This is a genomic window from Serratia marcescens, from assembly GCF_006715005.1.
Lineage (GTDB): Bacteria > Pseudomonadota > Gammaproteobacteria > Enterobacterales > Enterobacteriaceae > Serratia > Serratia montpellierensis.
In genome coordinates this window covers 301668-317208 of record NZ_VFMJ01000001.1, presented here as the reverse complement: position 1 = coordinate 317208, position 15541 = coordinate 301668, and the positions used below count along the sequence as shown (strand labels likewise).

Annotated in this window: 14 protein-coding genes; 4 read left to right on the top strand and 10 right to left on the bottom strand. The window is 59.6% G+C overall.

The genetic code is table 11. The features are described 5' to 3' along the window. Positions 1-13: 13 nt before the first annotated feature. From cdsA to rpsB, 7 genes are all read right to left on the bottom strand, one after another. Positions 14-856, bottom strand: a complete 843-nt coding sequence (gene cdsA / locus FHU12_RS01475) for a phosphatidate cytidylyltransferase (RefSeq protein WP_141966974.1) — start codon at positions 854-856, stop codon at positions 14-16. Positions 857-865: 9 nt separating this feature from the next. Continuing rightward, positions 866-1624, bottom strand: a complete 759-nt coding sequence (gene ispU, locus FHU12_RS01470; protein ID WP_141966972.1) for a (2E,6E)-farnesyl-diphosphate-specific ditrans,polycis-undecaprenyl-diphosphate synthase — start codon at positions 1622-1624, stop codon at positions 866-868. 277 nt (positions 1625-1901) lie between these two features. Continuing rightward, positions 1902-3098 (bottom strand): 1-deoxy-D-xylulose-5-phosphate reductoisomerase, encoded by a 1197-nt coding sequence (ispC, locus tag FHU12_RS01465; protein WP_141966970.1) that lies wholly within the window; start codon positions 3096-3098, stop codon positions 1902-1904. Positions 3099-3255: 157 nt separating this feature from the next. Next, the gene (gene frr / locus FHU12_RS01460) at positions 3256-3813 is read right to left on the bottom strand and encodes a ribosome recycling factor (protein WP_004931943.1); all 558 of its coding nucleotides are present in this window, start codon (positions 3811-3813) and stop codon (positions 3256-3258) included. Between the two features lie 119 nt (positions 3814-3932). Then, positions 3933-4658, bottom strand: coding sequence for a UMP kinase (pyrH, locus tag FHU12_RS01455; RefSeq protein WP_004931940.1), 726 nt, complete (start codon positions 4656-4658; stop codon positions 3933-3935). Between the two features lie 148 nt (positions 4659-4806). Further along, positions 4807-5658: a translation elongation factor Ts gene (gene tsf, locus FHU12_RS01450; protein WP_033644872.1), complete on the bottom strand. Its 852-nt coding sequence runs from the start codon at positions 5656-5658 to the stop codon at positions 4807-4809. A 129-nt stretch (positions 5659-5787) separates the two neighbouring features. Further along, on the bottom strand, positions 5788-6513 hold the full coding sequence (gene rpsB, locus FHU12_RS01445; RefSeq protein WP_016929891.1) for a 30S ribosomal protein S2: 726 nt from the start codon (positions 6511-6513) through the stop codon (positions 5788-5790). 345 nt (positions 6514-6858) lie between these two features. Between rpsB and map the strand changes: the two genes are divergently transcribed. The 4 genes from map (at position 6859) to FHU12_RS01425 (ending at position 11776) form a co-directional block, all read left to right on the top strand. After that, positions 6859-7653, top strand: coding sequence for a type I methionyl aminopeptidase (gene map / locus FHU12_RS01440; protein WP_141966968.1), 795 nt, complete (start codon positions 6859-6861; stop codon positions 7651-7653). Between the two features lie 73 nt (positions 7654-7726). Then, on the top strand, positions 7727-10390 hold the full coding sequence (gene glnD / locus FHU12_RS01435; protein ID WP_141966966.1) for a bifunctional uridylyltransferase/uridylyl-removing protein GlnD: 2664 nt from the start codon (positions 7727-7729) through the stop codon (positions 10388-10390). 42 nt (positions 10391-10432) lie between these two features. Then, entirely contained in the window at positions 10433-11257 is an 825-nt protein-coding gene (dapD, locus tag FHU12_RS01430) for a 2,3,4,5-tetrahydropyridine-2,6-dicarboxylate N-succinyltransferase (RefSeq protein ID WP_004931932.1), read from the top strand. 129 nt (positions 11258-11386) lie between these two features. Next, positions 11387-11776: a DUF3461 family protein gene (locus FHU12_RS01425; protein ID WP_006318690.1), complete on the top strand. Its 390-nt coding sequence runs from the start codon at positions 11387-11389 to the stop codon at positions 11774-11776. A gap of 57 nt (positions 11777-11833) precedes the next feature. Here the strand turns inward: FHU12_RS01425 and FHU12_RS01420 are convergent, their stop codons facing one another. From FHU12_RS01420 to pbpC, 3 genes are read right to left on the bottom strand one after another with little or no spacing between them, the layout of a single operon-like run. Beyond that, on the bottom strand, positions 11834-12286 hold the full coding sequence (locus tag FHU12_RS01420; protein WP_103830293.1) for a flavodoxin: 453 nt from the start codon (positions 12284-12286) through the stop codon (positions 11834-11836). Between the two features lie 33 nt (positions 12287-12319). Next, positions 12320-13090: a tRNA pseudouridine(65) synthase TruC gene (gene truC, locus FHU12_RS01415; RefSeq protein ID WP_043139895.1), complete on the bottom strand. Its 771-nt coding sequence runs from the start codon at positions 13088-13090 to the stop codon at positions 12320-12322. A 60-nt stretch (positions 13091-13150) separates the two neighbouring features. Then, positions 13151-15499: a penicillin-binding protein 1C gene (pbpC, locus tag FHU12_RS01410; RefSeq protein ID WP_141966963.1), complete on the bottom strand. Its 2349-nt coding sequence runs from the start codon at positions 15497-15499 to the stop codon at positions 13151-13153. Positions 15500-15541: the final 42 nt, after the last annotated feature.

Sequence of the window (15541 nt, the reverse complement as noted above, 5' to 3'; positions counted from 1 at the left end):
CGTCATCGACGGATTAAAACACCAACAGCATCAGGCAGGCAAACACCGGCACCGCCGCGGTCAGGCTGTCGATACGATCCAGTATGCCGCCATGACCGGGGATCAAATGACCGCTGTCCTTGATGCCCGCCTCGCGTTTGAACATGCTCTCGGTCAAATCGCCCAGCACCGAAGCCAGCGCGGCGAGCACCGAGCAGACCAACAGGGTGGTCGGCACCACGTTCAGTGGCGCATAGCGGCCGAACAGCCAGGAAATGACCGCCGACGTCAACAACCCGCCGATCAGCCCTTCCCAGGTTTTGCCCGGCGAGACCTTCGGCGCCAGCTTATGCTTGCCGAACAGCTTGCCGAACAGATAGGCGCCGGAATCCGCGCCCCACACCAGCAGCATCACGTACAGCAGCCACCAGGCACCGGTAAACGGGTTTTGCTCGTAGCCATACTGGCGCAGCGCCAGCATGCCCCAAAAGAACGGCACGATGGTCAGCAGGCCGAACAGCAAGCGCAGCGGGCGCGAGTTGCGCCAGATGGCGGCCGAACCGGGGTAAAACAGCACCAGCAGCAGCGCTGCCAGCCACCAGACCAGCGACAGCCACAGCGAGCCGCTTACCTGCGGCACGGATTGATGGTACGCGGGAACGCTGAGCATCATCAGCGCCAGCAGAAAACCGCACAGTATCGCCAGCCAGATGCGCTGCGAACGGGAGGTAAAACCGGCCAGTTGGCCCCACTCCCAGGCTGCTAACATGCACACGACGAGCGTTACCAGAGCAAAGGCCAGCGGCGGCAACAGGAACAGCGCCGCGATAACGATCGGGATTAAAATCAGAGCAGTTATGAGGCGATACTTCAGCAAAAGTTCTCCCTAGGACGCATCGGCGCCGATAGGTGTTGTTCCCCCGAAGCGGCGCTCACGTTGTGCAAATGCATTCAGCGCACCTTCAAAGACAAGTTCATCGAAATCAGGCCAGAGCACATCAGTAAAGTAAAGTTCAGCATAGGCGATTTGCCACAGCAGGAAGTTACTGATGCGATGCTCGCCACCGGTGCGGATAACCAGATCCACCGGCGCCAGGTCGCTCATGCAAACCCGCTCGCTCAATAATTCCTCGCTGATCTGATCCGGGTGCAACTCCCCTACCCGTACCCGTTCGGCCAGTTCCCTTACTCCCTGAATGATATCCCAACGGCCGCCGTAGTTGGCAGCGATATTGAGCGTCAGGCCATCGTTATTTTCCGTCAGCGCTTCAGAGCGGCGGATCCGCTCCTGCAAACGCGCGCTGAATCGGCTGATATCGCCGATCACTCGCAGCCTGACGTTATGTTTATGCAGGCTTTTTACTTCACTATCCAAAGCGCGGACAAAAAGCTCCATCAGTGCGGAGACTTCCTGCACCGGACGGTTCCAGTTTTCGCTGCTGAAGGCATAAAGCGTGAGTGCATCTAAATGGTGGCTGGCGGCAAAACTGACCGCGCGGCGAACCGATTTCACCCCTGCTTTATGACCGAAGACACGTAACTTGCCCTGACGTTTGGCCCAGCGTCCGTTACCGTCCATGATAATGGCGACATGGCGCGGCCCCGGGGAAGATGGATTAGCCTCTTGTTGGTTTGCGGACGACATAACTCGTACTTATTTCCTCAATAGAAATATAACTGCCTTTCCGGAACATCAGGCCCTTACGCGCAAAAAAAGCCGTGTGCCCGACACGGCTTTCAACCAGCCCTCGCGATACCCGACACCGCCGGATCGCCATTGGCGCACAGAGCGCCAATCGGGCCATAATTCAACGGTATAACCGCTGACAGGTGGCGCAGACTATACCACCTCAGCGGGGCATGAACAAACGACCCCGCTGCGGCATACGCGAATTACGAGCAAAATCGGATAATCGCCGTGCTCAACTGCACAACGCGCGAACGCGCTGCTCGGCGACGGCGCGCGCCTGGCGGTCAATGTCTAAGACCGCTTCGATGCACGTCGGTTCCTGCAGCGCGAGGCGCTCGACGACCTGCCGGTTGACCGCGGCAATGTCGGTAAAGCGAATCTGCTGCTGCAAAAATGCCGCCACGGCAATTTCATTGGCCGCGTTCAGTGCGGTGGTCGCCGCCTGGCCGGCGTCGAACGCTTCGATTGCCAAATACAGGCAAGGATAGCGTTCGCACTCCGGTTCGGCGAAGGTCAGCGAACCGATGCGGCAGAAGTCCAGCGCTTCCACGCCGGAGTTTACGCGCTGCGGATACGCCATCGCGTGAGCGATCGGCGTGCGCATATCCGGCGTACCCAGTTGCGCCAGCACGCTGCCATCGGCGTAGCGCACCATCGAGTGAATCACCGACTGCGGATGCAGGATCACTTCCATTTGCTCGGCCGAGGCGTTAAACAGCCAGCGGGCCTCAATGTATTCCAGACCTTTGTTCATCATGGTGGCAGAATCCACCGAGATCTTGCGGCCCATCGACCAGTTCGGATGGGCACAGGCTTGATCCGGGGTCATCGCGGCGAACTGCTCCAGCGGCGTAGTGCGGAACGGGCCGCCAGAGCCGGTAAGCACGATGCGCGAAACGCCATGACTGCCCAGTGAAGAGTATCCCAACTGACGCTGAATGTTCTCAGGCAAACTCTGAAAAATCGCGTTGTGCTCGCTGTCGAGCGGCAGCAGCTGCGCCTGGCTTTGCCGCACCGCGTCCATAAACAGACGGCCACAGGTGACCAGCGACTCTTTGTTGGCCAGCAGTACCTGCTTGCCGGCGCGGATCGCCGCCAGCGTCGGCAACAGCCCTGCGGCACCGACGATGGCCGCCGTCACTTGATCGACGTCATCCAACGCCGCCAGTTCGCAGGCCGCTTGTTCTCCGGCCAAGACCTCGGTAGCGACGCCGTTTTCCGCCAGAATGGCGCGCAGCTCGCGCGCGGCGCTTTCCTCTGCCATCGCGGCGAAGGCGGGCCGGAATTCCATGCATTGCTGCGCCATGACCGCGACGTTGCGGCCGGCCACCAGTGCTTTGATCGCAAAACGGTCGGGATTCGCCCTGACCACGGCCAGGGTGCTGGTCCCTACCGAGCCGGTCGAGCCAAGAATGGTCAGTTGCTTCATGAGTTCACTCTGAATAACTGTCTGATGAGATCGGAGGTGCTCCAGTGTGGAACCTTGGACACCGCTTGTCCATGATCTTTCAGTACGATGAAACGGGATCTGCGCCACAAAAAACAAAGCGCCGCCCAGGCGACGCTTTTTTTCTGCGCGATGCTGATTAGAAATCCATCAGCTCTTTTTCTTTCTCTGCCAGCGCGGCATCGACCAGCTTGATGTAAGCGTCGGTCATTTTCTGAATCTCGTCTTGTGAACGACGTTCTTCGTCTTCGCTGATCTCTTTGTCTTTTAGCAGCGCCTTGACCTTGTCGTTAGCATCGCGACGCACGTTACGCACCGCTACGCGGCCCTGCTCGGCTTCGCCGCGTACGATCTTGATCAGATCCTTACGACGTTCTTCGGTCAGCGGAGGCAGCGGAACGCGAATGTCAGAGCCGGCGGAAGACGGGTTGAGGCCCAGATCGGAGCTCATGATCGCTTTCTCAACGGCCTGGCTCAGGCTGCGGTCGAACACGTTGATTTTCAGCGTGCGGGAGTCTTCCACGGTCACGTTGGCCAGCTGGCGCAGCGGCGTAGCGGCGCCGTAGTATTCCACCATGATGCCGTCCAGAATGCTTGGAGAAGCGCGGCCGGTGCGGATCTTGCTGATTTGATTTTTGAATGCTTCTACGCTTTTTTCCATGCGTGAATCAGCATCTTTTCTGATTTCATTAGTCACGTTGCAAACCCTTGGAAGCTGGTTACTTGGCAGGCGATACTCAAGTATAGCCCGTAATCGTACTCGGAGAGCGCGCGGCGCCTGGCGTCACGCGCGCCGAAAAAGGGGTGTGAACAGCCTTATTTGCTGATCAGCGTACCTTCGTTCTCACCCATCACCACGCGGCGCAGTGCGCCAGGCTTGTTCATGTTGAACACGCGGATCGGCAGACCGTGATCGCGGGCCAGCGTAAACGCCGCCAGATCCATCACTTTCAGCTCGCGCTCCAGCACGTCCTGATAGGTTAATTGTTCATACAGCGTCGCATCCGGGTTTTTCACCGGATCGGCGGAGTATACGCCATCCACTTTGGTGGCTTTCAGCACCACGTCCGCTTCGATTTCGATACCGCGCAGGCAAGCGGCAGAATCGGTGGTAAAGAACGGGTTGCCGGTACCGGCGGAGAAGATCACCACGCGGTTGTTGCGCAGCAGGCTGATAGCCTCTGCCCAGCTGTAATTATCACATACGCCGTTCAGCGGGATCGCTGACATCAGGCGGGCGTTCACATAGGCACGGTGCAGTGCATCACGCATAGCCAGGCCGTTCATCACGGTAGCCAGCATTCCCATGTGGTCGCCCACTACGCGGTTCATGCCGGCTTGCGCCAGGCCCGCGCCGCGGAACAAGTTCCCGCCGCCAATAACTACACCGACCTGAATTCCCAGTTCGACCAGCTCTTTCACTTCCTGAGCCATGCGATCCAAAACGCTGGCGTCGATACCAAAACCTTCTGCACCTTGCAGGGCTTCGCCACTCAGTTTAAGCAGAATACGCTGATATACGGGTTTTGCATTGGTTGCCATGGTGTTCTGTCCTAAGAAGCAGTATTAGTATTGGGGATTTCAGCCGATGAAACGCGCCTGAGGTGAGTATCACGCTGCAGGGCCTGCCACCGGTGTAATTCTGGCTGGATAGTATGGAACCGCCAGACGGCGGTTCCATCGACAGTCATTAAGACTGTTTGCTCATCGCGGCAACTTCAGCAGCGAAGTCGGTTTCGACTTTCTCGATGCCTTCGCCCACTTCGAAGCGAATGAAGTTGGTCACGTCAGCGTTGTGCTCTTTCAGCACCTGAGCAACAGATTTGCTCGGATCCATAACGAAAGGCTGACCAGTCAGAGAAACTTCGCCGGTGAATTTCTTCATGCGGCCTTCAACCATTTTCTCTGCGATTTCTTTTGGCTTGCCGGACTGCATGGCGATGTCCAGCTGAACCTGGTACTCTTTTTCTACCACTTCAGCAGACACGTCTTCTGGCTTCACGAACTCTGGCTTGCTCGCCGCAATGTGCATTGCGATTTGCTTAACCAGCTCTTCGTCAGCGCCTTTAGCCGCAACCAGAACGCCGATACGCGCGCCGTGAAGGTAGCTGCCCAGCACGTCGCCTTCCAGGGAAGCAACGCGACGAATGTTGATGTTTTCGCCGATTTTTGCCACCAGCGCTACGCGCTCTTCTTCGAACTGTGCTTTCAGCACGTCAACGTCGGTGATTTTGCCAGCCATAGCGGCATCCAGCACTTTGTCGGCGAACGCCTGGAAACCGGCGTCTTTTGCTACGAAGTCAGTCTGGCAGTTAACTTCCAGAATGATGCCGTAGTTGCCTTCGATCTTGGTTTTGATCACGCCGTCAGCAGCTACGTTGCCTGCTTTTTTAGCGGCTTTGATCGCACCGGACTTACGCATGTTTTCGATTGCCAGTTCGATGTCGCCGTTGGATTCAACCAGCGCCTTCTTGCAATCCATCATGCCAGCGCCGGTACGCTCGCGCAGTTCTTTTACCAGGGCAGCGGTAATATCAGCCATTTATTTTTCCTCGGTTATCTCGCGTGGAGACAGTTCTCATTCAGATAAGCAAAGGGGGCCTTTACAGGCCCCCCTAACCAACATATGTCAATACCTGGTTAATAAGGGCTCAGTGACGAGCTTGCCTTATTATTCAGCTTCTACGAAGCCTTCTTCCGCCTGAACGGCCAGATCTTGAGAACGACCTTCACGCACAGCGGCAGCAACAGCAGTCAGGTACAGGTTTACTGCACGGATTGCGTCGTCGTTACCAGGGATGATGAAGTCAACGCCGTCTGGGTTGGAGTTGGTATCAACGATAGAGAATACCGGGATACCCAGGTTGTTGGCTTCTTTGATCGCGATGTGCTCGTGATCGGCATCGATAACGAACAGTGCGTCTGGCAGACCGCCCATATCCTTGATACCGCCCAGGGAGTTTTCCAGCTTGGCCAGTTCACGAGTGCGCATCAGCGCTTCTTTCTTGGTCAGCTTGTCCAGGGTGCCGTCTTGAGACTGGATTTCCAGGTCTTTCAAACGCTTGATGGACTGACGAACGGTTTTCCAGTTAGTCAGCATGCCACCCAACCAGCGGTGGTTCACGAAGAACTGGTCACAGCTGTTCGCAGCGTCTTTTACCGCTTCGCTTGCTGCGCGTTTGGTACCAACGAACAGGATCTTGCCTTTACGGGAAGAGATCTTGCTCAGTTCAGCCAGAGCGGCGTTGAACATTGGTACGGTCTGCTCCAGGTTGATGATGTGAACCTTGTTACGAGCGCCGAAGATGAAAGGCTTCATTTTCGGGTTCCAGTAACGAGTCTGGTGACCAAAGTGAACACCAGCCTTGAGCATGTCGCGCATGGAAACAGTTGCCATGATTAAACCTCTATAGATTAATTGGGGTTATGCCTCCACGTATCCCATAACGCCGACCCTGGCGGCGACAAGTCACCTCAGGGCACCCCGGCGGATGTGCCGATACGTGTGTGTTATTTACACAAAATGAGTGCAGTTAAAGTATTTTCGGCCAATTCCTGCCAGGTCACAAGAACCAAGTCGCGGATCGCCGGCGCGCTTTATACCATAAACCCGTCACCGACACCAACTTTTGTTGCTTTTCGCCGGGCGTCGGGAAATGAAATTTGGCAGCCTCCGGCCGGGCTGATACCATAAGTCACTGCTTCTTATTGTCGACGATAACGACACCTGCGGACAAATTTCATGGCAATCTCAATTAAAACACCTGATGACATCCAAAAAATGCGCGTGGCCGGCCGTCTGGCCGCCGAAGTGCTGGAGATCATCGAGCCGCACGTCAAACCTGGCGTGACCACCGGCGAACTGGACCGTATCTGTCACGAGTACATCACCAACGAACAGCAGGCCATTTCCGCCTGCCTCGGCTACCACGGCTTCCCGAAATCCGTGTGCATCTCGGTGAACGAAGTGGTGTGCCACGGCATCCCGAGCGACGACAAAACGCTGAAAGACGGCGACATCGTCAATATCGACGTGACCGTGATTAAAGACGGTTTCCACGGCGACACCTCAAAGATGTTCATCGTCGGCAAACCGACCATTCTGGGCGAGCGCCTGTGCCGCATCACTCAGGAAAGCCTGTATCTGGCGCTGAAGATGGTCAAGCCGGGCATCCGCCTGCGCACCCTGGGCAAGGCTATCCAGCAATTCGTCGAGGCCGAAAAGTTCTCCGTGGTGCGCGAGTACTGCGGCCACGGCATCGGCGAAGTGTTCCACGAAGAGCCGCAGGTGCTGCACTATGATGCCGATGACGGCGGCGTAGTGCTGCAGGCTGGCATGGCCTTCACCATCGAACCGATGGTCAACGCCGGTGACTACCGCATCCGCACCATGAAAGACGGCTGGACGGTAAAAACCAAAGATCGCAGCTTGTCGGCGCAGTATGAGCATACTATTGTGGTCACTGATAACGGCTGCGAGATAATGACGTTGCGCAAGGATGACACCATCCCCAACATCATTACGCACGAGATGTAAGCACCGCGGTGAACGCCGCGTGCAGAATATCACCAGGCCGGCTTTTGCCGGCCTTTTTTATGGGCTGCGCACTATGTCTGACAATCTCCTTCAACAGGCGGCCCCGGCCGTGCCGATGCCACCCGTCTCTCCCAGCGCCTACGGCGACGACGAGCTCACCTGCCCGGTGCTGAAACAGCGGCTGGAGCAGTTCCAGCTGTGGCTGGCGGCGGCATTCGACGCCGGCGCCAGCGCCGAAAGCCTGGTGGCGGCGCGCAGCGACTTCATCGATCGCCTGCTGCGCCGGCTGTGGACCTTCTACGGTTTCGAAGATATCCCGGAAACCGCGCTGGTGGCGGTCGGCGGCTATGGCCGCGGCGAGCTGCATCCGCTGTCGGATATCGACGTGCTGGTGCTCAGCCAGCGCCGGCTGACTGAGCACCAGTCGCAGCGGGTGGGCGAGTTCATCACCCTGCTGTGGGATCTCAAGCTGGAGGTCGGCCACAGCGTGCGCACCCTGGAAGAGTGCCTGCTGGAGGGATTGGCGGATCTGACCGTGGCCACCAACCTGATCGAGTCGCGCATGATCTGCGGCGACGTCGCGCTGTTCCTGCAGATGCAAAAACATATCTTCAGCGACGGCTTCTGGCCTTCGCCACAGTTTTTCCACGCCAAGACCAACGAGCAGCAGGAGCGCCACCAGCGCTACCACGGTACCAGCTATAACCTGGAGCCGGATATCAAAAGCAGCCCCGGCGGCCTGCGCGACATCCACACCCTGCTGTGGGTGGCGCGCCGCCACTTCGGCGCCACCTCGCTGGACGAAATGGTCGGTTTCGGTTTCCTCACCCAGGCCGAGCGCAACGAACTGAATGAATGCCAGAGCTTCCTGTGGCGCATCCGCTTTGCGCTGCATCTGGTGCTGCCGCGTTACGACAACCGTCTGCTGTTCGATCGCCAGCTCAGCGTGGCGCAGCTGCTGCGCTATGAAGGCGAAGGCAACGAGCCGGTCGAGCGCATGATGAAAGACTTCTACCGCATGACGCGGCGCGTCAGCGAGCTGAATCACATGCTGCTGCAGCTGTTCGACGAAGCTATTCTGGCGCTGGACGCCACCGAGAAGCCGCGCCCGCTGAACGACGATTTCCAGCTGCGCGGCGATCTGATCGATCTGCGCGACGAAACGCTGTTCATCCGCGAGCCGCAAGCCATCATGCGCATGTTCTACCTGATGGTGCGCAACCGCGAGATCAAGGGCATTTACTCCACCACCGTGCGGCAGCTGCGCCACGCGCGCCGTCACCTGAAACAGCCGCTGTGCACCATCCCGGAAGCGCGCGATCTGTTTATGGCCATCCTGCGCCACCCCGGCGCGGTATCGCGCGCGCTGGTGCCGATGCACCGTCACAGCGTGCTGTGGGCCTATATGCCACAGTGGGGCAAGATCGTCGGGCAAATGCAGTTCGATCTGTTCCACGCCTATACCGTCGATGAACACACCATCCGCGTGCTGCAAAAGCTGGAGAGCTTCGCCGATGCGCAAACCCGGCCACGCCATCCGCTGTGCGTGGAGCTGTACCCACGCCTGCCACACCCGGAACTGCTGCTCCTGGCGGCGTTGTTCCACGATATCGCCAAAGGGCGCGGCGGCGATCACTCGATCCTCGGCGCGGAAGACGTGGTGGAGTTCGCCGAACTGCACGGCCTCAACTCGCGAGAAACCCAACTGGTGGCCTGGCTGGTGCGCTGCCACCTGCTGATGTCGGTCACCGCGCAGCGCCGCGACATCCAGGATCCGACGGTGATCCAGCAGTTCAGCAGCGAAGTGCAGAGCGAAACCCGGCTGCGTTACCTGGTGTGCCTGACGGTGGCCGACATCTGCGCCACCAACGAAACCCTGTGGAACAGCTGGAAGCAGAGCCTGTTGCGCGAGCTGTACTTCGCCACCGAGAAGCAGCTGCGCCGCGGCATGCAGAACAGCCCGGATCTGCGCGAACGCGTACGCCATCACCGCCTGCAGGCGCTGGCGCTGCTGCGCATGGACAACATCGACGAAGAGGCGCTGCATCGCATCTGGAGCCGCTGCCGCGCCGACTATTTCCTGCGCCACTCGCCGAATCAGCTGGCCTGGCACGCCCGCCATCTGCTGGCCCACGACTCCACCCAGCCGCTGGTGCTGGTCAGCCGCCAGGCGACGCGCGGCGGCACCGAGATCTTCATCTGGAGCCCGGATCGCCCTTACCTGTTCGCTGCCGTCGCCGGGGAGATGGATCGCCGCAACCTCAGCGTGCACGACGCACAGATCTTCACCAACCGCGACGGTATGGCGATGGACACCTTTATCGTGCTGGAACCGGACGGCAGCCCGCTGGCGCAGGATCGCCACGCGGCGATCCGTCAAGCCTTGCTGCAGGCTATCACCCAGCGGGAGTATCAGCCGCCGCGCGTGCGCCGGCCCTCTTCCAAGCTGCGCCACTTCAGCGTGCCGACCGAGGTCACTTTCCTGCCGACCCACACCGACCGTCGCAGCTACCTGGAGCTGACCGCGCTCGACCAGCCCGGCCTGCTGGCTCGGGTGGGCGAAGTGTTCGCCGACCTGGGGCTGTCGCTGCACGGCGCGCGCATTTCCACCATCGGCGAGCGGGTCGAGGATTTGTTTATCCTGGCAGACGGCGAGCGGCGCGCGCTCGACCAAGAAACGCGCAGAAAGTTGGAGCAACGGTTGACAGAGGCCCTCACCCCCAACGATAAAATGTGATACAAGTAACTTTTTACCGACAACATCAGGAAAGAGAACAGCATGCAGCAATTACAGAACGTTATTGAAAGCGCCTTCGAGCGCCGTGCGGACATCACCCCGGCGAACGTAGACACCGTAACGCGCGAAGCGGTAAACCAGGTGATCGGCCTGCTGGACAGCGGCGCCCTGCGCGTCGCCGAGAAGATCGACGGTCAATGGGTCACCCATCAGTGGCTGAAGAAAGCCGTGCTGCTCTCTTTCCGCATCAACGACAACAAGGTGATGGACGGCGCGGAAACCCGCTACTACGACAAGGTGCCGATGAAGTTCGCCGACTACGACGAAGCGCGCTTCCAGAAGGAAGGTTTCCGCGTTGTGCCGCCGGCCACCGTGCGCCAGGGCGCGTTCATCGCGCGCAACACCGTGCTGATGCCGTCTTACGTTAACATCGGCGCCTACGTCGACGAAGGCACCATGGTCGATACCTGGGCCACCGTCGGTTCTTGCGCGCAGATCGGCAAAAACGTTCACCTGTCCGGCGGCGTCGGCATCGGCGGCGTGCTGGAGCCGCTGCAGGCCAACCCGACCATCATCGAAGACAACTGCTTCATCGGCGCGCGCTCCGAAGTGGTGGAAGGCGTGATCGTGGAAGAAGGCTCGGTGATTTCGATGGGCGTATACCTCGGCCAGAGCACCCGCATCTATGACCGCGAGACCGGCGAAATCCATTACGGCCGCGTGCCGGCAGGTTCGGTGGTGGTTTCCGGTAACCTGCCGTCGAAAGACGGTTCTTACAGCCTGTACTGCGCGGTGATCGTCAAGAAAGTCGATGCCAAAACGCGCGGTAAAGTCGGCATTAATGAGTTATTGCGTACTATCGACTAAATTGAAATAGCGGGTGATTCACCCGCTATTTTTTTGTCTGCGTTTCGCTGGCAGTCACAGTCGCAGATCTCGCTTTCCGCCATAATTGCAGTCGTGGAATATAACGATCACATCTAAAGAGGGCGCAGTATGTACGATAACTTAAAGAGTTTGGGCATCAATCAACCGGAAGACGTCGATCGCTATAGCCTGCGTCAAGAGGCCAACAACGACATCCTCAAGATCTATTTCCGCAAGGACAAAGGCGAGTTCTTCGCCAAGAGCGTGAAGTTCAAGTACCCGCGCCAGCGTAAAACCGTGGTGGCGGACAACGCCGGCCAGGGCTACAAGGAAATTCACGAGATCAACCCGAACCTGCGTTACGTGATCGACGAACTGGATCAGCTGTGCCAGCGCGATCAGGTGGAAGTGGATCTGAAGCGTAAAATCCTCGACGATCTGCGCCATCTCGAAGGCGTGGTGTCGCACAAGATTGCCGAGATCGAATCCGATCTGGAAAAACTCACCCGCGGCAAGTAATGCGGATCGGTTGACCCGCATCATCGCCAAGGCGCCCTTTCGCGGCGCCTTTTTACATTATGACTGCAGCAGCGTGCCCCACTGCTCGACCCACGGACAAGCGGCCACTTCCGGCTCCGGCTGTTCCATCGCATCGATCTCCAGCACTTCGCCAACGCGGGTGGCACCCTGCTCTTGCAGCAGCGCGTCGAACGTGCGCCCCGCGCCACAGAAGTTGTCATAGCTGCTGTCGCCGAGGGCAATCAGCCCGTAGCGCAGTTCCGGCTGATAGCCAACCTGATCGCGAATGGCGTGGAACAGCGGCGCGATGCTGTCCGGCAAATCGCCCTGCCCGGTAGTGGAGGTGATCACCAGCGCGTAGTGCTGACGATAAAACTGCCAGGCCTCCAGCGTGCCCTCTTCGAACAGTTTGACCTCATGGCCCTGCTCGCTGAGGATGTTTTGCGCCTCTTCCGCCACCAGCAGCGAATTGCCGTAGACCGTTCCCACGAAGATACCAACCTGAGCCATGGCTCCTACTCCCTTCATTACCTTTAAAAATTGTCAGCTATCCTGACCGTTAGCCGCGCTAAACTCAACCCCGGCAAGTTCAGGGAATACCCCCGCCCAGCCGAACTGCGTCATCACCCCTTGCCAGTCTTCGTCCCAGCGCGCCGTCACCTGCAGCGGCTCGCCGGTCACCGGGTGCGTCAGCTGCAGATGGCTGGCGTGCAGCATCAGGCGCGGGCAGCCGAAATGCTGTGCCATCCCGCGGTTCTGCCGCAGATCGCCGTGCTTGCTGTCGCCGATGATCGGATGGCGAAGGTGCGCCATGTGGCGCCGCAGTTGGTGCTTGCGGCCGGTTTCCGGCTGCAGTTCCACCAGACTGTAACGTGCGCTGTCGTAGCGGCCGACGGCCACCGGCATCTCTACCTGCGCCAACGGCCGGTAGTGCGTCACCGCCGGCTGCGGCCCCTTGTCGGCATCGGCATGTTTATCGGCGATTTTGTCCAGCTCCGCCGTCAGCGGGTAGTCGAGGGTCGCCCCCTCCTGCACGTAACCGCGCACCACCGCATGGTAGGTTTTCTGCACCTGATGCTGCTCGAACTGCTGCGACAGCAGACGCGCCACCTCGCTGGAGAGCGCCATCAGCAGCACGCCGGACGTCGGGCGATCGAGACGGTGCACGGTAAAGACGTGCTGCCCGAGCTGATCGCGCACCGTTTGCATCATGAAGCGAGTTTCATGACGGTCCAGCCAACTGCGGTGCACCAACCAGCCCGACGGTTTGTTCACCGCCACCAGGTGTTCATCCTGATACAAAATCTCAATCACATCGCTTTCCCAGATAAATAGCCGTTTCGGGCGCGAGTATAACAGGCGTGCGGCTCAGCGCTAATTCACCCATTCGATGGTCACCAGACGCGTATCGGCGCGGCCGCGATCGTCCACCGCCCGAATGCGATAGCGCCCGTTGTTGATCGGCCGCCAGTCGATCGGCTTTTTGCTGGCGCTACTGCCGAGATAAATATCGTCAACGAACCAGTACACCGTCTTGCTGTCGGCGTCCGTTACCGCATTGAAGGCAATTTTGTCCCGCCCCTGCTGCGACTGGCGCAGGGTGTAGGTGGTATTTTTCAACGGCGAGGTGATGCGCGGCGCGTTGCCGCCGACGGCGATGCCGTTGTCCTTGCAGCGGTTGACCGGCGGTGCCCGCTTCGGCAGCCCGGCCTGGGCGAACACGTTGGCCAAATCGGAAGGCCAGAATTCAAAAATTTCGGTGCGGGTCTGCGCCGCGTCATACGGCGGACAGACGACCTCGCCACTGTGAATATCCAGCACCACCGGCCGATAGACGCTGTCTACCTTGATCGGCGACTTGCCGGGAATGAACCAGGTCTTGCCCTTCTGCTGGCACCACGGCGTTGGCAAATCGCCGCTGGCGAGACAAATCTCTACCCGCCGCAGCCGTTTGGGGAACGGATGTTTCGGTTCACGCAGGCCAGGGTAGCTGGCATTGACGCTGTCGATGATATTAAAGAACAGCGGCGCGGCCGCCTCGGCGCCGACCAACGCATTGTTGCCGCGCCCGTCGAAGTTACCTTCCCACACCACCAGCACGTAAGGGCCGAAAATCCCGACGCTCCAGGCGTCGCGAAAGCCCCACGAAGTCCCGGTCTTCCAGTACACCGGCAGCGAAGTAGAACGCTGTGCCAGCGTATCGCCCGGCCGCCGGTGCTGGCGCAGCATATCCAGCGTGATGAAACTGGCCTCCTCGCTCAACAGCCGAATCGGCGTCGGTTCGGTCTCGTTCAGCTGCATGCGAAGCGGCCGCAGCTCGCCGCGATTCGCCAACAGCGCATACAGCTTCGCCAGCTCCTGCGCCGTTACCTCGCCGCCGCCCAGCACCAGCGACAACCCATAGTGGCTCTCATTGGCCATATTGGCGACGCCGGTCAGGCGTAAGAACTGATAAAAAGTCGGCTGGCGCAGCTGCGAGGCGACATACACTGCCGGAATGTTGCGGCTGAAATTCAGCGCATCGGTGGCGGTCACCGGGCCGAGAAAGCGCCGGTCGAAGTTTTCCGGCGCATAGGCGCCGAACGACGAAGGCACGTCTTTGAGGATAGTCATCGGATGCAGCACGCCCTGCTCCATGCCCAGCGCGTAGATGAACGGCTTCAGCGTCGAACCCGGCGAGCGCTTGGCGTTGGTACCGTTTACCTGCCCCTGGATCGGCCGATGGTAATAGTCCGCCGATCCCACCAGCGCACGCACCCCCATATCGCGGCTGTCCACCAGCAGCACCGCGGCGTTTTGAATGCCGCGGCTGCGGTTGCGGGCGATAAAGGCGTTGACCTGCCGCTCGACCAGCCGCTGCAACCCGGCGTCCAGCGTAGTGTCGACGCGCGTATCACGCTGCACCAGTTGCTGCGTCTGCAGGCGTAGCTGTTCGATAAAGTGCGGCGCGATATAGGGTACTTGCTCAGGCTGCCGCAGCGCCAGCGGCAGGCGGAACAGCGTTTGCTGGCTGGCGTCGGTCGGGTAAACCTGCTGCCAGCGCTGGAACAGACGGTTGCGCGCCTGCGTCAATGCGGCACCGAGCACGCCGGTTTTCGGCTCCAGACGGTAGCTGGGCGACTGCGGCAGCACCGCCAGCGTCAGCGCCTCCGGCAAGGTCAGCGCCTTCGGCGACTTGGCGAAATAGATCAGGCTGGCGGCGCCGATGCTTTCAATGTTGCGGCCGTAGGGGGCGTAATTCAGGTAGGCTTCCAGGATATCGCGCTTGGAATAGCTGAGCTCCAGCTGCACCGCACGCAGCACCTGCAGCAGCTTGCCGCCCGGCGTGCGGGTATTGAGATGCCAGCGCATCCGCGCCAGCTGCATGCTGATGGTCGATCCGCCCTGCATTTTGCCGCCGGCGACATAGCTGCGCCAGAAGCCGCGCATCAGGCTGACGGGGTTAAAGCCGGGGTTGTAGTAGAACCAGCGATCCTCGTGCAGCAGCAGCCCGCGCACCGCCAGCGGCGACACCTGATCCAGCGGGGTCCACAGCCGATAACGATCGTCGTTGGCCAGCGTGATGCGCAGCAACGCGCCGTGCCTGTCATAATAAACGGAAGACTGCGGCAGCCCCTGCCACAGGGGCGGATGCGGCCACAGCCGAATCGCGGCCAGCAGCAGCGCCAGTAAAAACACCGCCATCAAGCCATTTTGCAGCACGCGCCCGGTCAGGATCTTCATACGTTCTCAGCATTCCGGCGCCAGACGCTGGCCTGGCGCCGG